Genomic DNA, 24,117 nt, shown 5'->3' on the forward strand with positions numbered 1-24,117 from the left:
CCACTCCGGACGGCCATCCGGGGTGGGGCATTCCTCACGGAACACGGCGACCATAATCCAAGTCGCTATTGCAAGGCGCCGCTACGCCCCGGATGCATATTGGGCATCCGGGCAAAGGCTGAGACGGTTCATTGCCGTCCGAGCCTCCGCTTCTCGTAAGGGCGGTTGTCGAGCACTCGGTTCACGCTCGTGACCCTGCCAGCGCTTCACACCCTCATGCCAAGCCTGGGCCGCTGCGCGATGTCGCCTAGCCCAGGCTTCCAACAACAGCATCGCTCGGTCGCAACGTTCGACGTCCAGGACGTCGGGGGCATGGACTGGGCATGCCGCCCCTTCCCTCACTGACCCTTCCATAAATCCTTCGCCCAGGAACCCAACATGCGCCATCACAGAATCCGTGGCTTGAGCGCTCCGCTCCCGACTGCACTGCCGCCTCATCCTGCCCCAAAGGACGGCAGTAGCCAGTTATCCAACGGGGATCGTCCCCTCCCGACAAACATCACCGTCATTCCCCTGCAGAATCTCATCGCTTCGCTACGACAACAGGTGAAAGGCGATCACGTCGTGAGTGCCAGTGTGCTCAGCGTTGAAGCCACGTCACGGGATGGCTTCGTGCTTCTCCTCGGTGAGGCTGAGGCTGCAAGCCGAAGTGAGCCGCCGCGGCTCGAGGCTCACCTCGGTGAGAACGAGCGGACAATGATCGAAGCCGAGCTCGGCAGGACCTTCGATCCCATCTCTCTCATCAATCGTAGGATCGAGGTGGCGATACGATGCTCGCTTCGGCAACGCTTCAGTCGAGGCGCTACGGTGCAGGCTAAGGTCATCGGTCTTTACGCGATCGGCGAAATCCCCATCGAACTGGAGATCCGACGTGAAGAGATGCTGCGACTGCTCCGAATGGATGGAGTACGGTTCGGACCTTCTACCTGGAAGGATCCGGAGGAAACTTACCATGTCGCGGTCATCGCATCGGAGGTCGGTGACGCCCTGCGCGACGTGGAGCATGTGCTGAAGCCCCTCGAGGCATTGGGACTGATCGCACTCCACCGGATCAGGGCTAGCTTCGAAGGACCGAGCGCAGAGAGCTCTCTGATCGAAGCGATGGCTAAAGCTGAAGCGCTGCATGCCGAACACGGGTTGTCCGCCACACTCATCGTCCGAGGTGGAGGTCCAGCTTCGTCCTTCTCACCGCTCAATGCATGGGCAACGGCCGCGGCGGCGCGGCGCCTTCCGAACCTGATCGTGGGCCTTGGCCACGCCGCAACGCCGCGCACGGTTCTCGATGAGGTGGCCGGACGGTCCGTACCAACGCCCACCGCGGCAGCCATGCTGATTCGGGATCTCATGCGCCGAACGGCCATCCGTGCCGAGCAGGCGCTTACGGACCTGACCGAGGCCATCCGCGACGATGTCGCGGCGGACGCCAGCATAAGGTTGTCACGCGCCATGATGGGATTTGAAGAAGCGGTTCGGCTTTGCATAACGAATGCTGAGCAGCAGCTTATCAAGGTCGGTCAGCCTCGAGCGTCCGGCGCTGCAGCGGCTGCTTGCCGAGGTCGAGGCGGGGCGCGTCGATGTGGTGGTGGTCTACAAGGTCGACCGGCTCACCCGTGCGCTCTCGGACTTTGCCAAGCTCGTCGAGCTGTTCGACGCGCACGGCGTCTCCTTCGTCTCGGTGACCCAGGCCTTCAACACCACCAACAGCATGGGACGGCTGACGCTCAACGTGCTGCTGTCGTTCGCCCAGTTCGAGCGTGAGGTCACGGCAGAACGCATCCGCGACAAGATCGCGGCCTCGAAGCGCAAGGGCATGCGCATGGGTGGACCCGTGCCACTGGGCTACCGCGTCCATGACAAGAAGCTGGTCCCCTGCCCCGATGAGGCGGCCCAGGTACGAACGATCTTCGAGCGCTACCTCGCGCTCGGCTGCCTCAACGGGCTGGCGGTCGATCTTCAGGGCCAGGGCATCCTAACCAAGCGATCCCCGCGCCGGGATGGCACGATCCGGGGCGGCATCGCCTTCACCAAGGGTCCGCTGGCCTATCTGCTACGCAACCGGGTCTATATCGGCGAGGTGATCCACAAGGACCGGCACTATCCCGGAGAGCACGAGGGTATCGTCCCACGCGAGCTGTTCGATGCGGTCCAGGCGGCGCTGAGCGACAAGGCGCAGGCGCAAGGTTCCGTCCGGGGCAACACCGGCTCGTTGCTGACGGGGCTGCTCTACGATGACCGCGGCAACCGGATGACGCCGAGCTCGGCCAGGAAGGGCGCGCTCCGCTACCGCTACTACGTCTCGCGCGCCCTCGAGACTGGGCAGCGCAGCGAGGCCGGCTCGGTCTCCCGGGTGTCGGCACCCGAGATCGAGCAGGCCGTGCGGGAGGCGCTTCAGACGCCCTCCCCTGACCTCCCCTTCCCGAACGATGAGACGCGTCTGCTCGCCCAGGTTGGCCGCATCGTCGTTCACCCGAGCTCTCTCACGATCAGCTTCATCGAGCCGGATGGGGCAGAGCACGACCACAGAGCGGGCGAAGCAGGGGCAATCGAGCCTCCCTCCCTCCGTGTACCGTGGTCAGCCCGGCCGAGCCGTCGTCGGTGCGAGGTCATCCGCGCTGAAGGCGATGAAGGGCCAGCGCCGCTGCGGCCGATGCGGGTCGAGACCCGGGCCCGCCTCGTCGACGGGATCGCCAAGGCTCGCTTCTGGCTCGATGACCTTGTGGCCGGCCGTGTCGCCGATACCCACGCCATCGCCGTAGCCGAAGGCTGCAGCGAGCGCTCGGTGCGCATGACCCTCAACCTCGCCTTCCTGGCTCCATCCGTCATCCAGGCGGCAATCGATGGAACTCTGCCGGAAGGGTCCGGTATCTCCGCGCTCATGAATGCGCCCATGGTCTGGAGCGAAAATCAGGATGCCTGCGGCAGCAACGCAGCGTGACGGAGTTCTTGCGGCGTTTAACCGACTGACAATGTCGGCCTGAAGGTGCGACGCCCGTCGCCATGTTGCTACGGCAGCAATGCGCCATAAGCGGAAGTTTACCGCTTGCCCGGAAGCAGACGTTCCGCATGCGACCCAACTCAGCCGCCTGGAACCCCATTTGCGTTTCTCCTAAGCAGTCGTTCGTCGCCCCCCGTAAGCTCCGCTCGGGGTGGGGAGCGGACCCTGACCCTTCGCCCTGAAGCGGACGTTCGCTGATCCGAGGTCGTGAAACGGCAAATCGACGTCCATGCATCCGTTTTGCGATCGAGGCAGGCTATATGCAGCCTTCGCGGTGCCCCTTGGGAGCCTAGGCTAATGGACCCTGAAGCCTCCCACAGGTGGCTTGGTTGAATACACGATGCTCAAAGTCGATGACCACGAGGGAGGCCGGGGCCTTCCGCCGCGAGGCTGCAGCCGGCTCCGCCAAGGCTTAGGCGCCCGACATCCCGGGAGCTCACCAGTTACCGATGCATGCGCCCGCCGCCGTGGAAGCCACGGCCACCCCCGTGGAAGCCCCTCCCGCCACCGTGGAAGCCACCACGGTGGAACCCACCTCGGCGACCATACACGGCCCGCCCTCCGTAGACCCGGCCGCCACGATAACCGTACACGGCTCCCCCGCGATAACCGTACACAGCTCCTCCACGGTATCCGTAGCCACCACCACCGTAGTAGCCAGGACCGCCGTAGTAGTTCGGTCGGCAACCGCCGTAGGGTCCGCGATGGAAGCCGACGCCGCACCCGCCAGCCGCCTCTGCGGTACCGACTCCCATGTTGCCCCGTTCAAATGAGCTCATGCCGAGCAAAGCGCCGAAGGCCAGGGCACCGAGCACCATCAGTTTGAGAGGTTTCATCGCAATCACTCCATCATGAGGGGCGGGATCGAAGCTTTCCGTTCGGCTGCTCCCGAACGAAGACGAGCTAGAATTTCCTGACTACGTGTTGAGACTCAGGAGCAGCTTTCGGAGGCGCCACCCAAAGAGGGAATGCGAGGGAGACGAAAGCGGTCGTGCCCGAAAAGCGGTTCTCGACCTCGACGTCCCGTAGAACCTTCACCCGCGCCGTCACCGGGATCTGCCCGGCCTTGAAGTCGTACCCCAGCATGCCGCCAAGGGCGGTCACACGCCCACGGAAGGCTCCAATCCGGTTGCCCGGGCCACCGTCATCGGTGAACTGCTGATAGTGGAAGCCAACGAAGCCCAGGGTGAATTCTTTGGTTAGATACTTCGAGGCGGACCATTCGACGTGGAACTCGTTGCCCGAGATGTAGCGAGTCGCCGGGTTCTCGAAGTTGAAGGTCACGCCCGGTGTCACCGACAACTCGTAGCCCGCAACAGGATCGAGGTAGGTCAGCGCGCCAGTCAGGTCGAGCGCAGGTCGATTGAGAGCGACATTCGAGAGCTGACCGACCTCGTAGGCTCCAGATGGAATGTTTCCGCTAAGGCTGAGGCTCCAGTGAAGGTTGCCGGAATGCCAACCCACGAAGGCTGACACGAACGGATCGCCAACGTTGAAATCCGAGTCGCTGATGCGACCGCCGATGAATCGGTCGAGGCGAGGCGAGAACAGCAAGGCGCCTGCGCTCACGGTGGGTTGTCCGAAGGGCACAGCAACCGAGAACCCGAGGTGGCCTCCGAGGATTTCAACCGGGGTTACCCAGAGTGGCGTCGCAAGACTGACGTTGGTGTCCTGTTTGAGGTTGGCGGCGACGACGCCGCCCGATTGGAAGACACGGCCACCACCCAGCTCACCGCTGTAGTGATAGAAATCGTACTCGAAATAGAAGCCAGGCGGTGGAGTTATGCCAGCTAAAGGGCCGCGAATCCCGAGAAGATAAACGCCCGTAGCGGCCTCAGCTGCCTCTGCAACCCGCACGGTTAGGGGGTTGACGCAACCGATTACCATAGTTGACATTAGAATCGTGCACCGAGACAAGTTGCGTGCAATCTTCTTTAAAATGCTCACCACCACCGGCCTCCGCTATTGCCGATTTTGATACTAGGAATGATTTACATAACTCGGAGATCGAATGAAAGCCTAATAACTTAAATGACAGTTTAGTTTAATTTGTTGTCTGAACGTTGCAGCAGATTTATCTGAAAAGATAAATGCTGCTTTGATGTAATATCTTACCTAATTTATATTTGCATAAGCTATTGCCTTTCGGTAAGGCAAAATGTACGTAGTTTACGTAGGTAAAAAGGAGAGACCTTATCGGCTTCCAAGAATTCTGCATTGAAATCACCGAAGGTGGAATTGATGTATCGAATCCTAAAAATAATTTCTCCGCCTCTACTTACTCTTTGGGCTTTAAGCATGGGTGGGCCAGCAATTTCTGCTCCACTAGGCATGTCCAAAATGGCTTTGGCCATCAATGATGCTTCGTTGAAGCTTGTTGCCAGCCGTAAGAACTTCCGAGGCGGCTTTAGGGGTGGCTTCGTAGGACGACGCGCTGGGGGATTTGTGGGGCGCCCAGGATTTGCCGGCGGCGGAGTTCAACGCCGAGGAATCGCAGGAGGTTATGGACCGCGCCCAGGGTGGCATGGTGGTGGCGTCCGCCGCGGAGGCGTGGTGGTTCGCCGAAACGTCGTGGTCGGTGGCGTCTACCGGCCCTACGGAGCGTGGTGGCGCCCGGGGGCTGCCCTGGCGGCCGGTGCAGCTATCGGCTTCGTTGGCGCCGCGACGGCGGCCGCTTGGGCCGGTGCCCCTCCCGCTCCTGGATACTGCTGGTTCTACACCGACTCATCTCGAACAAAGGGTTTTTGGGATCGCTGTCCTGCCTGAACGCAGGAGGCCGTCATGAACATCCGAAAGCCTTCGGCCAAAGCCATCGGGCCATGTCCGACGCTTCTACACCATGTCCGCAGGCTGGCTGCCCGATTTGCGAAGCAACGGATCTTGCTGGTTGCTGCCCAGGAGAAGACCTCCCGATGATCTCTCGCCTTCTCATCCTCGGCTTTGTTGGCACCCTGGTCTCGGGGACGGTCACGGCTCAGCAAGCAAGTCCCAATGACGCCCGAGCCACGGCGAAGGAAGCCTACGTCTACGCCTACGCGATGCTGGAAAACTACCAGACGTTCCATAAGCAGGTCGTCGACGGAAAGGCCTCGGAGTACGTCGGCGGCTTCGGTCGCTTCCGGCACTACGCAGAGGTCTTTACCCCCGAGAACCGCGACGTCGTCACACCGAACAACGATACCCCCTATTCTTGGGCTTGGCTCGACCTGCGCGCCGAGCCCTGGGTGGTGAGTGTCCCGGCGGTGCCGGACAAGCGCTACTACGTTTTCCAGTGGTTCGACCTCTTCACCCACAACTTCGCCTACATGGGCTCCCGGACCACCGGCAACGATGCCGGCAATTACCTGTTCACCGGGCCGCGCTGGAATGGCATCGTGCCCGATGGCATCCGTCAGGTATTCCGTTCTGAGACCGACATCATCGGAACGCTGACGCGGACGGCGCTAAGCGGGCCGGAGGACGTGCCAAACGTGCGGGCGGTCCAGCGCGGCTATCGTCTCCAGCCCCTGAGTGAGTTCGCGGCCTCCCGACCTCCCGAGCCGGCTCCAGCCGTCGACTTCCCCGCCTACGATCGCTCCAAGGCTCGCTCGGAGGACTTTGTCGGCTACCTGAACGTCCTGCTGCAATTCACGCAGCCACCCGACCCGAGCGAGGTAGACCTGATGCGTCGGTTCGCCCGGATCGGCATCGGTCCTGGGCTCCCGTGGGACAAGACGAAGCTAGACCCGGCGCTCCTCGAAGCCATCAAGGCCGGGGCCTCCGACGGCCAGGCCGCCATCGATGCGCAGGCGGCCACGACGTTCGACTCCGGGCCCCTGTTCGGAACACGGGCATTCCTAGAGAATGACTACATGCGGCGCGCCCTGGGCGCCGAAAAGGGATTGTACGGCAACTCGCGCGAGGAGGCCTGGTACGGCGGCTTCGTCGGCGACGGGTCGAAGCCGTCGATGATGCGCTTCGCGGCAGACCGGCTGCCGCCGTCCGAGTTCTTCTGGTCACTGACCCTCTACACGCTGCCGGATCGGGCTCTCTACGCGAATCCCCAGAAGCGCTACTCGCTGGGCGACCGCACCAAGGGGCTCGTCCACGACCCTGACGGCTCTCTGACCGTCTACCTGGGTCACCAGTCGCCCGGCCCTTCGCATGAGGCGAACTGGATCCCGGCGCCGCAGGGCCCTTACTCGCTCGTCGCCCGGGTCTACGGCCCGAAGCCGGAGCTCCTGTCGGGACAATGGCAGCTCCCGCCACGGGAACCTGTCGCGCCTGACAAGCAGCAGTAGGAGGCCGAACCATGCGCTTCCAACAACATGGCTCTGCCGCGTTCGTCTGCCGGCCTACCTCAGACCTTATGTCCAGGCTCGATGACCCAACGACAAAGTTGTTGGCCGAGGCGCGGAACGCAGGCGCGGTCCACACCAGCAAGATCCCGTTCACTGGTCCGCTCCGCGTCGGCTTCATGCGAGCCAGCGCGATGTCGAAGTACCTTTCAGAGGGGCTCTGAGATGCGCAGCTGCCTAATCGGCATTGGCGTGTCGGCCGCCTTGATGTTGGCGTCCTCGACCGCAGTCCTTGCCCAGACGTCTGCCTCGCCGTCGAACGGCTGGGACAACGCCTACTACCAGATCCTGGCAGAGAGCTTACGCCGAGCCGGGAAGGGCAATTGGGTCAGCACTTCGGACGGCTATGCCATCGGTCGCATCGTCGATGTCCGGACGGCCCCGGACGGCATGCACGAGGTCGTCGTGGTCAACGTGCGCCGCCTGATGGGTGGTGGCGAGATCGCACTCCCTATCGATCGCCTCGTCCGAAACAAGGGCCGCATCCTCGCGAAGGACGACCGAGCCGCGATCCGTACCATGGCTCGGATCGACCGGGTTCCCGCAGGACGAAGCTGATGCGGGGCCCCGTATGGTGCGTTACCCTGGTGTTGGCAGCGGTGCTCCTGCCGGCTGCTTCTGCTGTAGCGCGACAAGTCTCGCCTGGTAGCGGCCGCATCCGGGTTGTCTATGAACCTCCGAAAAATGCGGCCTACCGCGAGATTTACGACGCCATGCGCGAGCGTCGCGTCCTGGAGCGCGTCGGGGCCATCGTCGGGCTCGTACGCCTTCCGACCCGCCTGACCTACCGCCTCAAGGAATGTGCTGGCGAGCTTAACGCCTGGTACGCACCTGAGAACCGCAGCATCACCGTCTGCTACGAACTCATCGACAGCATCGTTCGCGCCGCGCCCAAAAAGAAGTCGCCAGAGGGTGTCACCCGCCAAGAGGCTATCCGGGGGCCGGTCTTCCAGATCCTCATGCATGAGAGCAGCCATGCCCTGTTCGACCTGCTGAACGTGCCGATCCTCGGGCGCGAGGAGGATGCCGCGGATCAGGTCGCCTCGCTGATCCTGCTGCACCTTTCGCCGGCCGATGCCCGGATGGTCGTTGACGGAAGCGCGTACTTCTTCGCGACAACGGCCAGGTACGAACCGGTCGACAAGGGCGCCTACGCCGACGTCCACGGACTGTCCTGGCAGCGGTTCTACAATCTTTCCTGCCTCGCCTATGGCTCGGACAAACGGCGCTACCGCGCCATGCTCACCAAGGGCTACCTGCCGAAGGAGCGGGCCGAAGGCTGCGAGGAGGAATACGGGCAGATCGCCTTCGCGACCGAGAAGCTCATCGGTCCTCACCTGCGTGTGCAACCCAGTGACGGCAAGCGCTTGCGTCGCGCCTTCCGCCCCGCTTCCAAGTAAGGCTTGCCGCGATGCCGCTCATCGACATCTTCACCTGGGTCGTCCTGCTGGTGGTGGCCGCCACCCTTGTCGCATCACTCATCGCGCTCGGTGTCATGCCGGGTCGCATCGCCCGCAAGCGCGGCCACCCTTGGGCGCAGGCGGTGGCAATCGGAAGCTGGGCCACGCTGGTCTTCGGCTTGGTGTTCTGGCCCCTCATCCTGGTCTGGGCCTACGTCGACGTACCTGCCAAGCGGGAGACGGTCCAATGATCGTCGTCCTGCTAAACAGCTACATCGCACTCCTTGTCCTGTTCGTCTGGCTTGGCTTCGTCCGCCTGAACCTATTCTGGAAGATCTCACCCGTTCTCGTGCTCCTCGTCCTACTTGTCGGATTGTTCATCCCGATGGGATGGGGCGCGCCATGGGGCTCGGCGGCGGTCATCCGCCACTCAGTCCAGATCATCCCCTCCGTGGCGGGAGAGGTCGTCGACGTACCGGTTGTTGCGAACAGGCCCGTGAAGGAAGGCGACGTCCTCTTCCGCATCGATCCGATCCCCTACAAGTCCCAAGTCGATGCCATCCATGCGCAGCTCAAACTCGCAGAGACCCGCCTCAGCGAGATGACCCAGTTGCAGACCCGAGGGACAGGTCGCGCCTTCGACGTTGAGCAGCGTCATGCCGAGGTCGATCAGCTGAAAGCCCAGCTCGACGGCGCTAAGTGGAACCTCGACAAGACCACAGTGCACGCCCCCGCCGCCGGCTACGTGACGAACCTAGCACTTCGGAAGGGTGCGCGGGTCACGGCCCAGACGCCAGTCATGGCCTTCATCGACACGTCAGAGACGATCCTGGGCGCGGAGATCGCGCAGATCAACACGCGCTACATCGAACCCGGACAGCCCGTGGAGGTCACCTTCAAGGCTCTCCCTGGCGAGATCCATGCCGGCCGGGTCGAGGCAGTGTTGCAGGCCATCGCGACCGGACAGGCACAGCCTGGCGGGTTAGCGGTCGCGCCGTCGGAGATCCTGGCGGCGCCCTTCGTCGTCCGGTTCAAGCTCGATGACCCGGAGGTGGGCCGTCGCCTACCAGCGGGGAGCACCGGAACCGCTGCGATCTACACCGATCGGGTGCAGCCGGCGCATGTCATCCGCAAGGTCGTTCTGCGGCAGACCGCGATCCTGAATTACATCAACCCGTTCTGAGTGCGTCGACCCGGAAGCAGGAGAGAGACATGAAAACGTCCATTCTCGCAGCCCTTGCCTCGACGTGTTTGGCCCTTGGCGCTCTCGCGGGAGATGCGACCCCGCCTGGGGCGGCTCCAATTCAGGGGGGCGCGCCGGCCGGGGATAAGGGAAGCCCCGTTTCCGTCACACCCGACAACTTCGTTCGCGCCGAGAGCGACCTCTACTTCGGCAACGTCGTCAAGGACGGCGGTCTCGGTAAATTCGTGAACCGACGCGAGCCGGCGACCATCGACAACCAGACGATCATCCGGCTCAATCGGGACACCTTGTACTCCGCGGCGGTGTTCGACCTCGATGCAGGCCCGGCGACCATCACGCTGCCCGACGCGGGCGGCCGCTTCATGTCGATGCAAGTCATCGACGAGGACCAGTACACCCCGCCGGCCATCTATAAGCCGGGCCCGCATACCCTCACAAAAGACAAGATCGGGACGCGTTACGTCCTCATCGGGGTGCGAACGCTAGTCGATCCCGCAGATACTGCCGACCTTGCCCAGGTCCATGACCTGCAGGATACCATCAAGGTCGAGCAACCCGGCGGCCCGGGCAAGTTCGAGGTGCCGGCCTGGGATCCTGGGAGCCAGAAGAAGATCCGCGGGGCGCTTCTGGCACTCGCCACGACGGTCGTGGATACCAGCAGGGCCTTCGGCACTAAGGATCAGGTGGATCCGGTCCAGCGCCTCATTGGTGCGGCTTCCGCCTGGGGTGCCAACCCACCCAAGGATGCCACCTACCTCAATGTCGTGCCGGCCCGGAATGACGGAAAAACCGTGTACCGATTGACAGTCAGGGACGTGCCAGTCGACGGCTTTTGGTCGGTCAGCCTCTACAACGATCAAGGCTTCTACGAGAAGAATGAACTCGGCGCCTACACCTTCAATTCCATCACATCAAGGAAGGGTGCAGACGGCTCAGTGGACATTCAGTTCGGCGGCTGTGACGGCAAAATCCCCAACTGCCTGCCGACCCCTCCGAAGTGGAACTACATGGTCAGGCTGTACCGACCTCGGGAGCCGATCCTGAACGGCAGCTGGAAGTTCCCCGAAGCGCGACCCGTGAGCCAAGTGTCGGACTGAGGCGGCCCCCTGTCCGTCCATGGTTCAACCGTGAGCTACATCGGCCATAGAACGGGCATATGCCGCCTCGCCAGCCGGCGTGCTCTTCAGAAGGGCGAACCTAGGACCATGCTTAAGGACGTCCCGATCGATGAGATCACGCGGGTCATCGGACTGGCGACAGCGCCAGCCTTCCTTCTTGGCGCCGTTGCCGCGCTCCTCTCCCTTCTAATTCAGCGGCTTACGCGCAATGCTGACCTCGTCCGCAGCTTGGTGAGCAAGGAAGAGGAGGCGCTTGCTCCTGAACGTGAAGCAGTGCTGCGTGATGCGCTAAGACGGCTTGGACACACGCGTTGGGCGATCACGCTCTGTGTGCATAGCGGCATCGTCACGGGCTGGATGGTGGTTCTGACCTTCGTCGATGCGCTGTTCGGCTTCCATAACAGCCAAGCCATCGCGCTGACATTCATTGCTGCGATGGTACTCTTCACGACTGCCCTAATCTTCCTCTTGCTGGAGATCCGGCTGTCGGTGGCTGACATAGCCAACGTGCAGCGAGCGCTGCGCCATAAGTGAGAGTTTCGGAACGCTTCTCCGAATTTATCCAGTCTGCTTTCTCGCGAGCAGACTGGCCGCAAACCACCCGTCCCAGCCGTAGATCACCACCTCACCAAGCAGCCTGCCAGCGGACGTTCCCAGCTTCTGTAAGGGGTCGTAAGCGGTCCCCACGACTATGTCCGCTTGATGCAACCGCTGTCCAGAAACGGACGGGCAGGAGACCACCCGACCCGGTCGTAGAGCGGACCGACGGGTCCCGACCCAACCCGGGCGTTCAACGGACATTTTTGCGTTCTCGAAAATGAACCTAGGCCAAGCGGCTCCTTGGGCAGGACTACACCTGATCTGGAGCCATTGAGCTGTTTCCAAAACATGACGCGGTAAGCTCTATCCCGCGCGCTTGAGTGGTTCCTTCCCAGGACTGGAACGCACGGTAAAATGAGTTCGTGTCCTCATAACCCAGTACTGGCTTTTTGTTGTAGTGAACGGTGCCTCAGTTGATGATCGACTGCGAGTCGACGAAGCCAGTGAAGGTATATCGCTACAGGCACCGACGGGTCAGGCCCCAGAAGGAGCCCTGGATATTGTTAAGGAGGCGGTTGAGCGTGCCGTGGCGATGATGCTGCGTGCAGTAGCCGAGCAAGGTACCGTCCAGGACGTTGAAGGCGGCAAACAGCGCTGCCGTGTATGCCCATCTCTTCATAAAGGAAGTCGCTGTGATGGCTGACTCACTTCCTCGAATGCATGGGCTATGCAAAGCAGCGCCCTGTCCTGTCCCGGCCTTCCGATGAGCTGCAACCCCGATGATCGTCCGTCCGGTGCCCATGGACCTAACGGCAGGCAGATTGTGGGGCATCCGGACAAGGTCGCTGGCACCACCACTTCCATCCAACGATGATACGTATCCATGGACGTGCCGGCGATGATCGTGGGCCAGGGCTCGGCCTGAGCAAACGGAAAGACCTGAGCGCTCGGCAGGGCCAGCGCGTCGAAATCGGCGAAGAGCGCAAGGAAGCGCTGGTAGAGGCGCGTCCGCGCCACCGACGCTCGATAGAGATCGTCGGCGGAAAGACCGAGGCTGCCTTCGATCTCCCAGATCAGTTCCGGCTTCATCTTCTCGCGTTTGATTAGATCGTCATAGAGCGGTCGGTAGCGGCTGCCGACCAGGACGTGGCGCCAGACGAGCCAGGATGCCCAGATCTCGTCCCGGCTGATCCCGAGACCGGTCTCCTCGATGCGGCATCCCGCGGCTTCGAGGGCGGAGAGGCCCGTCTGGGACAGCGGCAGGATGCCGTCTTCCAGGGGAAGAGCACCGACGAAATCGCCGAGCCAGCCGATGCGGGCACCCTCCACTCTGCCCGGCAGCAACTCGGCAGTGAGGCCCGGCTCTGCCAGGGAGAGGGGTGCACGGGGATCGGGCCCACTCATCACCGATAAGAGGAGCGCGAGATCGGTGACGTTCCGCGCCATGGGACCATCAGTGGCAAGTTGCTGGATATAGCCCTCCGGGCCCGGCAGCGATGGGACCCTGCCCTGAGAAGGCCGGAACCCGAAGATACCGTTCCAGCCGGCAGGGTTACGGAGGGAGCCGGCGAAGTCGCTGCCATCGGCCATGGGCACCATGTGGAGGGCCGTTGCGACAGCGGCGCCGCCCGAGCTTCCGCCAGCACTTAGAGCGGGATCATAGGCGTTGAGCGTGGTGCCCCAGACGGGGTTGTAGCTATGCGAGCCAAGGCCGAACTCGGAGACGTTCGTCTTGCCGATGAGGATCGCCCCTGCCGCGCGCAGGCGTTCGACGAATAAAGCATCTTCCTTCGGAACATGATCCGCGAAGATCGGTGAGCCGAAAGTGGTGCGAAGTCCGCGCGTCGGCGCCAAGTCCTTCACCGCGTGGGGCAATCCATGCATCGGCCCGCGCCACAGCCCGCGCCGAAGGTCGGCATCGGCCGCGTGGGCCTCGGTTAAAAGCCTCCCCCGGTCACGCAGGGACACGATAGCGTTCACTCGCCCGTTCACCAGCGCGATGCGATCGAGATGAGCCTCCATCACCTCCCGGCAGGAGATGTGCCGGTCGCGGATCGCCGCCATCATCTGTGTCGCGTCGAGGCCGACGATCCCGCCCTGCGGCAGACTTGGCATCGTAGAAGTCCCGCTCATCCCATCACTCCAGGTTGGCGCACGGCTTGCCAGAACGCCGAATACAGGATGGAATTGCATACATTATGCGTGCCGCAGGCCGACAACACTGTCTGAAGCCGCGCCGATGGAATCCGTGCTGATGGTGACGCCACCGAGCTTGGACGGCCCTGCCTTCTCCATCGAAGGATTGGCTGCGCCCGCCGAGATCCGTCTTGACAGATGGGGCGTCGCCCATATCCGGGCGGAATCGCAGGACGATGCGTTCCTCGTGCAGGGGTTCAATGCGGGTCGTGACCGACTCTGGCAGCTCGACCTGTGGCGCAAGCGCGGATTGGGCCTGCTCGCCGCAGATTTCGGTCCGGGCTACCTCGCCCAGGATCGGGCCGCGCGGCTGTTCCTGTATCGCGGAGACATGGATGCCGAATGGGCGGCCTATGGCCATCCCCGCGCAAAGGGCATCGTCGAGGCCTTCGTCCGTGGGCTCAACGCGTTCATCGTCCTGACGCGTGACAGGGACGATCTACTGCCGCCGGAATTCGCATCCATGGGCACGCGGCCCGCCTTTTGGGATGCGGAGGACGTGGTGCGGATCCGCAGCCATGCCCTCGTGCGCAACGTCGCCTCGGAGGTCGCCCGCGCCCGTGTCCTGGCGCGTTGCGGCCTTGCGACGGATGTCCTGCGCAAGTCGTTGAGCCCGGACCACCATCCCGTGATTCCCGAAGGGTTGGCGCCCGAGCGATTGCCCCAAGACCTCCTCACGGTCTTCCGTCTCGCCACTGCGCCGGTGAGCTTCGATCCGGCCCGCCTCGCCGCCCAACGCGCCGATGCCTGGATATGGAGCGAGGTCGATGCGTCCGGCGCCGTCCATCGCTCGGATCGCCAACCTGTCGTGGCGCCGGCGGAGGCCAGCGAAGGCTCGAACAACTGGGCGGTCTCGGGGGCACGGACCGCCACCGGCCGTCCGATCCTGGCGAGCGACCCGCATCGCGCCTACCAGCTCCCCTCCCTGCGCTACGTCGTTCATCTCACCGCGCCGGGGCTCGACGTGATCGGAGCCGGAGAACCGGCGCTGCCGGGCATCTCCATCGGCCATAACGGCACCGCCGCCTTCAGCCTCACCATCGCGCCGATCGATCAGGAAGATCTGTTCGTCTACGAGACCCATCCGGATGATCCCGGCCTCTACCGCTATGGAACGGGCTGGGAGGCGATGGCGCGGGTCGTCGAGCGCATTCCCGTGCGCGACGGCTCCGACGAAGAGGTCACCCTCGCTTTCACCCGTCACGGGCCGGTGATCTGTGAGGATGTGTCCGGGCGCCAGGCCTTCGCCGTGCGGACGGTCTGGTCCGAGCCGGGGACAGCCGCCTATCTCGGCAGCCTCGCCTATCTCGGCGCCACCACGGTGACGGAATTTCGTGAGGCGTTGCGCGATTGGTCGGCACCCTCCACCAACCAGGTCTATGCGGATACCGGTGGCACCATCGCATGGTTCATGGCGGGCAAGGCGCCCGTGCGCCCGAACTGGGACGGGCTGCTCCCGGTGCCCGGTGACGGGCGTTACGAATGGGCGGATTTCCACGATCCGTTCGTGCTGCCGCACCATGTAGACCCCGAATGCGGCTTCGTCTTCAGCGCGAACGAGATGAACCTGCCCGCGGATTATCCGGCTGAGACGCGCAAGCTGAGCTTCGAGTGGCTTGACCCCTGGAGGGCCCGGCGCATCCGCTCCGTCCTCGAGGACGATGCCGGGCATACGCTCGACGCCTCGACCCGCCTTCAGGCCGACGTGTTCTCGGAACCCGCCCTCCGCCTCGGCCGACTCGTGGCCGCCCTGCCCCCGGCCGACGATGCTGCGTCCCGCGCCGCCATCCACCTGCTCCTCGGTTTCGACGGATACCTGCATGCGGAGAGCGCCGCCGCCTGCCTCATCGAGACGCTCTGGCTCCGTCACCTGCGGCCGGCCCTCGTCACCGCCCTGGCGCCCGAGCCGGCCGATGCAGACCTGTTCCGGCCCGGTGACACAGAGACACTGCTCGACGCGCTCGACCATGGTCACCCGCACCTCGACGAAGCGACGCGCACGGCGCTCGTCACCCGCGCCCTCGCCTCGGCCTGGCTCGATTGCGAGGCGCGGTTCGGTACGGATCCCGCCGGATGGGAATGGGGCCGTTTCCATCATGGATTCTTCCGGCATCCCCTCTCCGGCATCGGCGGCGCGGTCAGCGAGAATGTCGGTCCGCTGCCTGTCGGCGGTTCGGCCGCCTCCGTGATGCATGCGGATTACCACCCCCATGACGGTGCCCTCACCACGGGCGCTTCGTTCCGCATGATCGTCGATGTAGGCGATTGGGACGCCAGCGTGTTCGTGAACGCGCCGGGCCAGTCGGGCCGCACCGACAGCCGCCATTACGCCGACCATGCCGTATCCTGGGCGGCGGGCGCAACGGTGCCCCTGCTCTATTCCCGCGAGGCCGTGGACGCGGCCACCGAGAGCATCATCACCCTTCGACCCAGCCAGCCCCTTCGACCTAGCCAGGAGTTGCCGAGCACGTGAAGATCTTCATCGCCGGCCTCGCCACCGAGACGAACACCTTCGCTCCCCTGCCCACGGGCAGGGCCGCCTTCCTCGCCGATTACGCCCGCCGCAATGGGAGCCTCAGACCGCCGAGCCTCAGCAATATCGGCCTCAAGGCTTGGCGGGAGATGGCCGAGAGCGACGGGCACATCGTGGTCGAAAGCCTGTCCACCTTCGCCCAGCCCGGTGGCATCACCCTGCGCGCGGTCTACGAAGACTTACGCGATACTCTGTTGTCCGATCTCGAAGCGGCGCTACCCGTCGATGCGGTGCTGCTGTTCATGCACGGCGCCATGGTCGCGCAGGGCTATGACGATTGCGAGGGCGACACGCTGGAGCGAGTCCGCGCCCTGGTCGGGCCGAAAGTGGCGGTCGGCGTCGAACTCGACCTTCATTGCCATCTGACCGAGACTATACGTCGGGCGGCCGACGTCGTCGTGATCTATAAGGAATACCCGCATACGGACATCGTGGCGCGGGCGCGCGACCTCTATCCGCTTGTCATCGGCACGGCCGAGGGGACGATCCGCCCGGTCATGGCGATCCAGGATTGCCGCATGGTCAATATGTGGCGCACCACGGCGGAGCCGGTCGCTGGGTTCGTGCGGCGGATGGAGGCGCTGGAGGGCAGGGATGGCATCCTGTCCGTCTCGTTCGGACACGGTTTTCCATGGGGGGACGTCGCCGAGGTCGGCGCCCGGATGCTCGTGGTGGCCAACGGCGATACGGCCAAGGCCGCGTCCCTCGCCCGAATTCTCGCCGCCGAGATCTGGGCGATGCGCGGGGAGGCCGCGACACGGGTCGATACGGTCGATGCCGCGCTCGACGCGGCGCTGGCCTCCACCGATCCGCGCCCGATGGTGCTCGCGGACATCGCGGACAATGCCGGGGCGGGCGCTCCCTCCGACAACACCGCTCTCCTCGCCCGGATGGTCGAGCGCGGCATCCGCGACGCCGTCACCGGCCTGTACTGGGATCCGGGCGCGGTTGGCATCTGTCACGAGGCCGGAATCGGCGCCACGTTCGATCTGCGCATCGCCGGCAAGTGCGGTGTCACCTCCGGCGATCCCCTCGACCTGCGCATCACCGTGCGCGGACTCTCCGAGGCTCATAGCCAGGGCGGCCTCAGCGGCGGCCGCGCGCAACTCGGTCCCTGCGCCTGGATCGAGGCGGACGGCATCCATATCGTTCTGGCCTCGCAGCGCCAGCAGCCCTTCGCCCCGGATGCCTATACTGGCCTCGGCCTCACCCTCGACGACAAGCGCATCGTCGTGGTGAAATCGATGCAGCACTTCCACGCGGCCTTCGCGCCCATCGCCAGCGAGATTCGCTACGTCGCCGCCCCCGGCGCGGTTCCACCGGATTACGGAGCGATCCCCTACACCAAACGCGACCCGGCCTATTGGCCCCGCATCGCCGACCCGTTCACACAGGATTGATCGATGGCTCTTGAGGATCTCGCTCTGACCGACCTTCCGTTCGAACTCGGCGACCTGCTCGCCGGCCTTCGCCCCTGGATCGAGTGCGAGAGCCCGACCCATGACAGGGCGGCGGTGAACCGGATGATGAGCCTTGCCGCGCGCGACCTCGCCATGGCCGGTGCGTCGGTGGAGTCGATCCCCGGACGCATGGATTTCGGCGATTGCGTCCGCGCCCGGTTACCGCATCCGCGCCGGGACGAGCCGGGCATCCTCGTCCTCGGCCATCTCGACACGGTCCATCCCCTCGGCACCCTGGCCGCCCTCCCCTGGCGGGTGGAAGGCGATCGCTGCTACGGCCCGGGCATCCTCGATATGAAGGGGGGCAACTTCATTGCCCTCGAAGCCGTCAAGGCGCTGCGAAAAGCCGCCGTCGAGACACCGCTCCCGGTCACTTTCCTGCTCACGAGCGACGAAGAGGTCGGCAGCCCTTCGACCCGCGACTTGATCGAGGCGGAGGCCCAGCGCCATCGCTACGTCCTGGTGCCGGAGCCCGGCCAGCCGGGGAACGCGGTGCTCACGGGCCGCTACGCCATCGCCCGCTTCGATCTCACCGCCACCGGCCGTCCGAGCCATGCGGGAGCGCGACTGGGTGACGGACGCTCGGCCATCCGGGCCATGGCGCAGCAGATCATCGCCATCGAGGCGATGTCGGATGCCGATTGCACCTTCAGCGTCGGCATCGTCCAGGGCGGGCAATGGGTGAATTGCGTCGCCACCACCTGCCGGGCCGAGGTGCTGAGCATGGCCAAGCGCCAGGGCGATCTCGACCGCGGCGTCGAGCGGATGCTCGCCCTGTCTGGAGAGGCGGACGGCGTCGCCTTTACGGTGACGCGCGGTGTCACCCGCCCGGTCTGGGAGCCCGATGCCGGGACGATGGCGCTCTACGAGACCGCCCGGATGATCGCCGGCGACCTCGGCTCGGCCCTCCCGCACGAGAGCTTCGGCGGCGGCTCCGACGGCAATTTCACCGGCAATCTCGGCATCCCGACCCTCGACGGTCTCGGCCCCTGCGGCGCCGGCTACCATACCCTCGACGAACACGTGTTGACCGCCTCACTGCCGCATCGCGCCAGGCTACTGGCCGGCCTGATGGCGAGGCTCGACGGACGGTAACGGCCTGCATCCTGCATGCACTTCGTCACGAGAGCCGCATCGCGGCGTTGGGGAGGAATTCCATGGACAAGGCGTTCAGGACGGGTTTCCGGGCGGCGCTGGCCCTCGCTGCGATGGCGGCCGGAGCGGTCACGACCGAGGTGATGGCGCAGGCCAAGCCCGTCACCATCCGCGCCGTGATGCATTCGGGCCTGCGGATCACCGACCCGATCATCACCACCGCCTACATCGCCCGTAATCACGGCTACATGATCTACGACACGTTGTTCGCCACCGATGCGACCTTCAAGGTCCAGCCGCAGATGGTGAAGGATTACAGCGTCAGCGACGACACGCTGACCTACACCTTCACCTTGCGCGACGGGCTGAAGTTCCACGACGGCACTCCGGTGACGTCGGCCGATTGCATCGCCTCGCTGCAACGCTGGGGCAAGCGCGACAGCATGGGCCAGAAACTCATGGCCTACACCGCCTCCCTCGACGTGGTCGACGACAAGACCTTCACCCTCAAGCTGAAACAGCCCTACGGCCTCGTTCTCACCTCCCTGGGCAAGCCGTCCTCGAACGTGCCGTTCATCATGCCCAAGCGCATCGCCGAAACACCGGCGGACAAGAACGTGCCGGAGGAGGTCGGCTCCGGCCCGTTTCGCTTCGTCAAGGCCGAGTTCCAGCCCGGTCTGAAGGTGGTCTACGAAAAGAACCCGGATTACGTGCCGCGCAGCGAGGCGCCGAGCTGGACCTCCGGCGCGAAGGTGGTGAAAGTCGACCGGGTCGAGTGGCTCAACATCCCCGATTATCAGACTGCCGTGAACGCCCTCATCAACGGCGAGATCGATTACATCGAGCAGCCGCCACATGACTTCCTGCCTATCCTGAAGGCAGGGGCGGGTGTGCAGATCATCAACTACAATACGCTCGGTGTCTCTGGAATGCTCCGGATGAACTGGGTCAACCCGCCCTTCGACAACGAGAAGATGCGCCAGGCCGTGCTGCTAGCCGTCAACCAGCAGGATTACCTCGACGCCCAGATCGGCGACCCGGACTACATGGTGCCGTGTCTCGCAATGTTCGTCTGCAACACGCCCAACGCCACCGATGCCGGTGCGCCCAAGACTGATCTCGCCCGCGCCAAGCAACTGCTGAAGGAGGGCGGCTATGACGGGAAGCCCATTGTCGTGATGCAGCCGACGGACCTCGCCATCGCCGCGCCGCTGGGGCCGGTGACCGCCCAGGCGCTGCGCAAGATCGGCATGAACGTCGATCTGCAATCGATGGATTGGCAGACCCTTGTGGGACGCCGTGCCAAGCAGGATCCGGTGGACCAGGGCGGCTGGAACATCTTTCACACGACCTGGGTCAACGCCGACATGCTGAACCCGGTGAGCAATGTCGGCGTCAACGCGCGCGGCCGCAACGGCGGCTTCTTCGGCTGGGCGGAGGATGCCGAGATCGAGAAGATGCGCGACGCCTACGCTTTGGAGATCGATCCGGCCAAGCAGGTCGCCATTGCCAAGATGGTGCAGGAGCGGGCCTACGCGGTCGGGATGTACTACCCGACCGGCCAGTTCATCAGCCCGCTGGCAGCCGGCCCCAAGCTCAAGGGCATCCTCGAAGCCCCCGCGCCGGTGTTCTGGAACATCGAGAAGAAGTGACGTTCGCACGGCCTCCCCTCCCCCGCGGGTGGGGGGAACCGCACCTCGATCCGAGAACCCGGAGATCTGAATGGGTCGCTTTCTCGCCGGACGCCTCGCCGCCACGCTTCCCGTCATGGGCGTGGTGGCGGTCATCGTTTTCCTACTGCTGCGGCTGGCGCCGGGTGATCCCGCCGCCATCCTCGCGGGGGATGCCGCGAGCCCCGACCAGATCGCTGCGATCCGGGCGCGGCTCGGCCTGGACCAGCCGATCCTGACCCAGTTCCTGTCCTGGATCGGCCGTCTGCTTCACGGCGATCTCGGCGCGTCGATCATATCAAACCAGCCCGTCGCAAAGCTCATTCTGGAGCGGATCGAGCCGACGCTGGCGCTGGCCACCACCACCATCGTCTTCGCCGTCCTCGTGGCAGTCCCCCTCGGGGTGCTGGCGGCGTGGTGGCACGGCACCTGGGTCGACCGGGCGGTGATGGCGGTCTCGGTGCTCGGCTTCTCGGTGCCGGTCTTCGTCCTCGGCTATCTCCTCATCTTCGGCTTCGCCATGCAGCTGCGGCTCCTGCCGGTGCAGGGCTATGTCAGCATCACCGAAGGCGTCTGGCCGTTCCTGTCGCGGCTGATCCTGCCGACGCTCACGCTCTCGGTGATCTACATTGCCCTCATCGCCAGGACCACGCGCTCCAGCGTGCTGGAGGTTCTGGGCGAGGACTACATCCGCACCGCCCGCGCCAAGGGCATCGGGGAGACGCAGGTGCTGTGGCGCCATGCCCTGCGCAACGCGGCGGTGCCGGTGATCTCGGTGATCGGGTTGGGCATCGCGCTCCTCATCAGCGGCGTCGTCGTCACCGAAAGCGTCTTCAACCTGCCCGGCCTCGGCCGCCTCACCGTCGATTCGGTGCTTGCCCGCGACTATCCGGTCATCCAGGGCGTGATCCTGCTGTTCTCCGCCCTCTACGTGGTGGTCAATCTCGCCATCGACCTGTCCTACCTGCTGTTCGATCCGAGGATACGCTATTGAGCGGCGAGGATCGGACAATGCCCTCCCCCATCCCCTCCCCCCTTGCCGCGCGGTTCGCATCGCTGCCACCGGCCCTGCGCCATCCGGGCGTGCTTTTCGGGCTCGCCGTCCTGCTGGTCGTCGGGCTCGCGGCCCTAGCAGCACCCATCCTCTGGACCGGCGACCCGATCCTGCTGCGGCCCCGCCTGCGCCTAAAACCACCTTCGAGCGTGGCCTGGCTCGGCACCGACGCATTCGGGCGCGACGTCTGGACCCGTGTCGTTTACGGCGCCCAGGTGTCGCTCACCATCGGCTTCTCGGTGGCCGCCGCCGCCGTACTCATCGGCCTGTTCATCGGGCTCGTGGCGGGCTACCTGCGCCGCCTCGACGCGGTGGTGATGCGGATCATGGACGGCATCATGGCGATCCCGTCGATCCTTCTGGCCATTGCCATGGTGACTCTGTCGGGAGCCGGCATCAGCACGGTGATCGTCGCCATCGCCATTCCCGAGATCCCGAGGGTGGCGCGCCTCGTGCGCAGCGTCGTCCTGTCGGTGCGCTCGGAGCCCTATGTCGAGGCCGCCATCGGTGCCGGCACCCGTCTGCCGATGCTACTGATCCGCCACGTCCTGCCCAACACCATCGCGCCGCTGATCGTCCAGGGCACCTATGTCTGCGCTTCGGCGATTCTGACCGAGGCGATCCTCAGTTTCCTCGGCGCCGGCATTCCCACCGAGATCCCGAGCTGGGGCAACATCATGGCTGAGGGGCGCCAATCCTTCCAGATCGCGCCCTGGGTGATCCTGTTCCCCGGCCTCTGCGTTGCCGCCACGGTGCTCGCCGTCAACATCATCGGCGACGGCCTACGCGACGCCCTCGACCCGCGCACCGCGCGCCGCTTCGGAGCCTTGCGATGACGGGAGCCTCGGCGAGCCTGGAACCTGTCCTATGCATTACCGGCCTCACCGTTCCGCTGCCGCGGGGCGCCGACCGGACCAACGCCATCGAGGGCCTGTCGCTCAGCGTCGGTACGAACGAGATCGTCTGCGTCGTCGGCGAATCCGGCTCGGGCAAATCCGTCACCGCGAGCGCGGTGATGGGGCTCCTGCCGCCGAACCTGTCGCCGTCCGCCGGGCAGATCCTGTTGCAGGGCGAGGATGTGCTGAAGGTCGGCCCCGCGCGCCTGCGCGCCCTGCGCGGCAGCCGCATGGCCATGGTGTTCCAGGAGCCGATGACAGCACTGAACCCTGTGCTGAACGTCGGCGACCAGATCGCCGAGATGCTGGAAGCGCATTCCGGCCGGGGCGGCCGCGAAGCGCGGCGTCGCCGCGTCCTCGACCTTCTCGGTGATGTCCACCTGCCCGATCCACCGAGCCTCGCGAAGGCCTACCCGCACCAGCTGTCCGGTGGCCAGCGCCAGCGGGTGATGATCGCCATGGCGCTCGCCAACGACCCGGCCCTGATCATCGCCGACGAGCCGACCACTGCGCTCGACGTCACCACCCAGGCGCAAATCCTTAAGCTGCTGAAGGAACTCCAGGCCCGCCGCAACGCCGGCATCCTGTTCATCACCCACGATTTCGGTGTGGTCTCCCAGATCGCCGACCGGGTGGTGGTGATGCAGAAGGGGCGTCTCGTGGAGGAGGGCAGCGTCGAGGATGTGCTGACCAAGCCTCGCGACCCCTATACCCGCATGCTCATCGCGGCGGTTCCTCGGGCCGAGCCGCCGCCTCCCCGGCCACGCAGGCAGCCTTCGGCGCCGATCCTCGCCGTGCGTGACCTCACCAAGACCTATGGCGGACGCGGTCTTTTCGGTGGCGGTCGCGCGGTGACGGCCCTGGACGGTGTCAGCCTCGCGCTGCAACCGGGGGAAACCCTCGGCATCGTGGGAGAGTCGGGCTCGGGCAAATCAACTTTGGCGCGATGCGTCGCCCGCTTCGTCGATCCGTCCGCCGGTCATATCCGTATCGGTGGCGACGACATCGCCCTGTTGCCGACGCGGGAACTTCGCCCCTATCGGCGTCGCGTCCAAATGGTGTTCCAAGATCCCTACCGCTCGCTCAATCCACGCCGGACGGTGGGGCAGTCGATCATTGAGGGGCCGATGAACTACGGTCTGTCGAAAGAGGCAGCTTGGGCGCGCGCGACGCGCCTCCTCGATCTCGTACATCTCGATACCGGCGCGCTCGACCGCTATCCGCACGAATTCTCCGGCGGCCAGCGCCAGCGCATCGCCATTGCGCGGGCGTTGGCCATGGAACCCGATGTGCTCATCGCGGATGAGGCCGTATCGGCCTTGGACGTCTCGGTGCAGCGCCAAGTACTGGAATTGCTGGAGGATATCCGCGAGCGTCTCAACCTCTCGATCCTTTTCATCACGCACGACCTGCGCGTGGCTGCACGCCTCTGCGACCGCCTCGTGGTCATGCTCGGCGGACGGATCGTCGAGGAAGGGGCGACCGCCGCACTTTTCGCCAACCCGCGCCAAGCCTATACGCAGGCACTGTTCGCAGCGGCTCCCAAGCTTCGTCTTGCCCAGGAGTGATCGAACATGTCCTCCCTGAGAATTCAGCTGCGCCATCACAGCTCAGACGAA

The 24,117-nt window shown here is 64.7% G+C and carries 20 protein-coding genes and 1 pseudogene; 16 read left to right on the forward strand and 5 right to left on the reverse strand.

The window, feature by feature from the left end:
* Positions 1-897: 897 nt before the first annotated feature.
* Both AC0IXR_RS23710 and AC0IXR_RS23715 read left to right on the forward strand, forming a co-directional pair.
* A pseudogene (locus AC0IXR_RS23710) lies at positions 898-1,443 on the forward strand (exodeoxyribonuclease VII large subunit); the annotation flags it as partial.
* A 43-nt stretch (positions 1,444-1,486) separates the two neighbouring features.
* Positions 1,487-2,935: a recombinase family protein gene (locus AC0IXR_RS23715; RefSeq protein ID WP_471762410.1), complete on the forward strand. Its 1,449-nt coding sequence runs from the start codon at positions 1,487-1,489 to the stop codon at positions 2,933-2,935.
* A 503-nt stretch (positions 2,936-3,438) separates the two neighbouring features.
* Here AC0IXR_RS23715 and AC0IXR_RS23720 read toward each other — a convergent pair.
* The 3 genes from AC0IXR_RS23720 to AC0IXR_RS23730 all read right to left on the reverse strand — a co-directional run bounded on the left by AC0IXR_RS23720 (position 3,439) and on the right by AC0IXR_RS23730 (position 5,349).
* Positions 3,439-3,831 (reverse strand): GCG_CRPN prefix-to-repeats domain-containing protein, encoded by a 393-nt coding sequence (locus AC0IXR_RS23720; protein WP_471762411.1) that lies wholly within the window; start codon positions 3,829-3,831, stop codon positions 3,439-3,441.
* 67 nt (positions 3,832-3,898) lie between these two features.
* The gene (locus tag AC0IXR_RS23725) at positions 3,899-4,852 is read right to left on the reverse strand and encodes a SphA family protein (protein WP_471762412.1); all 954 of its coding nucleotides are present in this window, start codon (positions 4,850-4,852) and stop codon (positions 3,899-3,901) included.
* Positions 4,853-5,130: 278 nt separating this feature from the next.
* A complete protein-coding gene (locus tag AC0IXR_RS23730) occupies positions 5,131-5,349 on the reverse strand; it encodes a hypothetical protein (protein WP_471762413.1) in 219 nt (72 codons plus the stop codon).
* 558 nt (positions 5,350-5,907) lie between these two features.
* Here AC0IXR_RS23730 and AC0IXR_RS23735 point away from each other — a divergent pair.
* The 7 genes from AC0IXR_RS23735 (at position 5,908) to AC0IXR_RS23765 (ending at position 11,588) form a co-directional block, all read left to right on the forward strand.
* Positions 5,908-7,275, forward strand: a complete 1,368-nt coding sequence (locus AC0IXR_RS23735; RefSeq protein WP_471762414.1) for a DUF1254 domain-containing protein — start codon at positions 5,908-5,910, stop codon at positions 7,273-7,275.
* Positions 7,276-7,497: 222 nt separating this feature from the next.
* On the forward strand, positions 7,498-7,890 hold the full coding sequence (locus tag AC0IXR_RS23740; protein WP_471762415.1) for a hypothetical protein: 393 nt from the start codon (positions 7,498-7,500) through the stop codon (positions 7,888-7,890).
* A 41-nt stretch (positions 7,891-7,931) separates the two neighbouring features.
* Positions 7,932-8,732: a DUF4344 domain-containing metallopeptidase gene (locus AC0IXR_RS23745; protein WP_471762468.1), complete on the forward strand. Its 801-nt coding sequence runs from the start codon at positions 7,932-7,934 to the stop codon at positions 8,730-8,732.
* 11 nt (positions 8,733-8,743) lie between these two features.
* Positions 8,744-8,983, forward strand: a complete 240-nt coding sequence (locus AC0IXR_RS23750; RefSeq protein ID WP_471762417.1) for a DUF3302 domain-containing protein — start codon at positions 8,744-8,746, stop codon at positions 8,981-8,983.
* Positions 8,980-9,915, forward strand: coding sequence for an HlyD family secretion protein (locus AC0IXR_RS23755; protein WP_471762418.1), 936 nt, complete (start codon positions 8,980-8,982; stop codon positions 9,913-9,915). The genes AC0IXR_RS23750 and AC0IXR_RS23755 overlap by 4 nt, the downstream gene beginning before the upstream one ends.
* A gap of 29 nt (positions 9,916-9,944) precedes the next feature.
* Positions 9,945-11,033: a DUF1254 domain-containing protein gene (locus AC0IXR_RS23760; protein WP_471762419.1), complete on the forward strand. Its 1,089-nt coding sequence runs from the start codon at positions 9,945-9,947 to the stop codon at positions 11,031-11,033.
* A gap of 108 nt (positions 11,034-11,141) precedes the next feature.
* Positions 11,142-11,588 (forward strand): DUF2721 domain-containing protein, encoded by a 447-nt coding sequence (locus AC0IXR_RS23765; RefSeq protein ID WP_471762420.1) that lies wholly within the window; start codon positions 11,142-11,144, stop codon positions 11,586-11,588.
* A gap of 523 nt (positions 11,589-12,111) precedes the next feature.
* Here AC0IXR_RS23765 and AC0IXR_RS23770 read toward each other — a convergent pair.
* Both AC0IXR_RS23770 and AC0IXR_RS23775 read right to left on the reverse strand, forming a co-directional pair.
* A complete protein-coding gene (locus AC0IXR_RS23770; protein WP_471762422.1) occupies positions 12,112-12,273 on the reverse strand; it encodes a hypothetical protein in 162 nt (53 codons plus the stop codon).
* The gene (locus AC0IXR_RS23775; RefSeq protein WP_471762423.1) at positions 12,270-13,727 is read right to left on the reverse strand and encodes an amidase; all 1,458 of its coding nucleotides are present in this window, start codon (positions 13,725-13,727) and stop codon (positions 12,270-12,272) included. The genes AC0IXR_RS23770 and AC0IXR_RS23775 overlap by 4 nt, the downstream gene beginning before the upstream one ends.
* A gap of 106 nt (positions 13,728-13,833) precedes the next feature.
* Between AC0IXR_RS23775 and AC0IXR_RS23780 the strand changes: the two genes are divergently transcribed.
* The 7 genes from AC0IXR_RS23780 (at position 13,834) to AC0IXR_RS23810 (ending at position 24,066) form a co-directional block, all read left to right on the forward strand.
* On the forward strand, positions 13,834-16,263 hold the full coding sequence (locus tag AC0IXR_RS23780) for a penicillin acylase family protein (protein WP_471762424.1): 2,430 nt from the start codon (positions 13,834-13,836) through the stop codon (positions 16,261-16,263).
* The gene (locus AC0IXR_RS23785; protein ID WP_471762425.1) at positions 16,260-17,723 is read left to right on the forward strand and encodes a M81 family metallopeptidase; all 1,464 of its coding nucleotides are present in this window, start codon (positions 16,260-16,262) and stop codon (positions 17,721-17,723) included. The genes AC0IXR_RS23780 and AC0IXR_RS23785 overlap by 4 nt, the downstream gene beginning before the upstream one ends.
* A gap of 3 nt (positions 17,724-17,726) precedes the next feature.
* Positions 17,727-18,878, forward strand: a complete 1,152-nt coding sequence (locus AC0IXR_RS23790) for a M20/M25/M40 family metallo-hydrolase (RefSeq protein ID WP_471762426.1) — start codon at positions 17,727-17,729, stop codon at positions 18,876-18,878.
* Between the two features lie 62 nt (positions 18,879-18,940).
* Positions 18,941-20,530 carry an ABC transporter substrate-binding protein gene (locus tag AC0IXR_RS23795; RefSeq protein WP_471762427.1) on the forward strand — a complete coding sequence of 530 codons (1,590 nt, stop codon included), beginning with the start codon at positions 18,941-18,943 and terminating at the stop codon, positions 20,528-20,530.
* A gap of 70 nt (positions 20,531-20,600) precedes the next feature.
* The gene (locus AC0IXR_RS23800; RefSeq protein WP_027174151.1) at positions 20,601-21,542 is read left to right on the forward strand and encodes an ABC transporter permease; all 942 of its coding nucleotides are present in this window, start codon (positions 20,601-20,603) and stop codon (positions 21,540-21,542) included.
* A 17-nt stretch (positions 21,543-21,559) separates the two neighbouring features.
* On the forward strand, positions 21,560-22,438 hold the full coding sequence (locus AC0IXR_RS23805) for an ABC transporter permease (RefSeq protein ID WP_461222244.1): 879 nt from the start codon (positions 21,560-21,562) through the stop codon (positions 22,436-22,438).
* Positions 22,435-24,066, forward strand: coding sequence for a dipeptide ABC transporter ATP-binding protein (locus AC0IXR_RS23810; RefSeq protein ID WP_471762428.1), 1,632 nt, complete (start codon positions 22,435-22,437; stop codon positions 24,064-24,066). The genes AC0IXR_RS23805 and AC0IXR_RS23810 overlap by 4 nt, the downstream gene beginning before the upstream one ends.
* The last annotated feature ends 51 nt before the right edge of the window (positions 24,067-24,117 follow it).

Source organism: Methylobacterium sp. AC832, from assembly GCF_979256025.1.

Bases quoted from the DNA above. Each gene is read 5' to 3' on its own strand.
- AC0IXR_RS23715 (WP_471762410.1), top strand. From the start codon at position 1,487: ATGCTGAGCAGCAGCTTATCAAGGTCGGTCAGCCTCGAGCGTCCGGCG.
- AC0IXR_RS23780 (WP_471762424.1), top strand. From the start codon at position 13,834: ATGGAATCCGTGCTGATGGTGACGCCACCGAGCTTGGACGGCCCTGCC.
- AC0IXR_RS23805 (WP_461222244.1), top strand. From the start codon at position 21,560: ATGCCCTCCCCCATCCCCTCCCCCCTTGCCGCGCGGTTCGCATCGCTG.
- AC0IXR_RS23735 (WP_471762414.1), top strand. From the start codon at position 5,908: ATGATCTCTCGCCTTCTCATCCTCGGCTTTGTTGGCACCCTGGTCTCG.
- AC0IXR_RS23765 (WP_471762420.1), top strand. From the start codon at position 11,142: ATGCTTAAGGACGTCCCGATCGATGAGATCACGCGGGTCATCGGACTG.
- AC0IXR_RS23775 (WP_471762423.1), bottom strand. From the start codon at position 13,727: ATGAGCGGGACTTCTACGATGCCAAGTCTGCCGCAGGGCGGGATCGTC.
- AC0IXR_RS23790 (WP_471762426.1), top strand. From the start codon at position 17,727: ATGGCTCTTGAGGATCTCGCTCTGACCGACCTTCCGTTCGAACTCGGC.
- AC0IXR_RS23730 (WP_471762413.1), bottom strand. From the start codon at position 5,349: ATGGCCAAAGCCATTTTGGACATGCCTAGTGGAGCAGAAATTGCTGGC.
- AC0IXR_RS23750 (WP_471762417.1), top strand. From the start codon at position 8,744: ATGCCGCTCATCGACATCTTCACCTGGGTCGTCCTGCTGGTGGTGGCC.
- AC0IXR_RS23810 (WP_471762428.1), top strand. From the start codon at position 22,435: ATGACGGGAGCCTCGGCGAGCCTGGAACCTGTCCTATGCATTACCGGC.
- AC0IXR_RS23760 (WP_471762419.1), top strand. From the start codon at position 9,945: ATGAAAACGTCCATTCTCGCAGCCCTTGCCTCGACGTGTTTGGCCCTT.
- AC0IXR_RS23770 (WP_471762422.1), bottom strand. From the start codon at position 12,273: ATGAAGAGATGGGCATACACGGCAGCGCTGTTTGCCGCCTTCAACGTC.
- AC0IXR_RS23795 (WP_471762427.1), top strand. From the start codon at position 18,941: ATGGACAAGGCGTTCAGGACGGGTTTCCGGGCGGCGCTGGCCCTCGCT.
- AC0IXR_RS23720 (WP_471762411.1), bottom strand. From the start codon at position 3,831: ATGAAACCTCTCAAACTGATGGTGCTCGGTGCCCTGGCCTTCGGCGCT.
- AC0IXR_RS23740 (WP_471762415.1), top strand. From the start codon at position 7,498: ATGCGCAGCTGCCTAATCGGCATTGGCGTGTCGGCCGCCTTGATGTTG.
- AC0IXR_RS23755 (WP_471762418.1), top strand. From the start codon at position 8,980: ATGATCGTCGTCCTGCTAAACAGCTACATCGCACTCCTTGTCCTGTTC.
- AC0IXR_RS23800 (WP_027174151.1), top strand. From the start codon at position 20,601: ATGGGTCGCTTTCTCGCCGGACGCCTCGCCGCCACGCTTCCCGTCATG.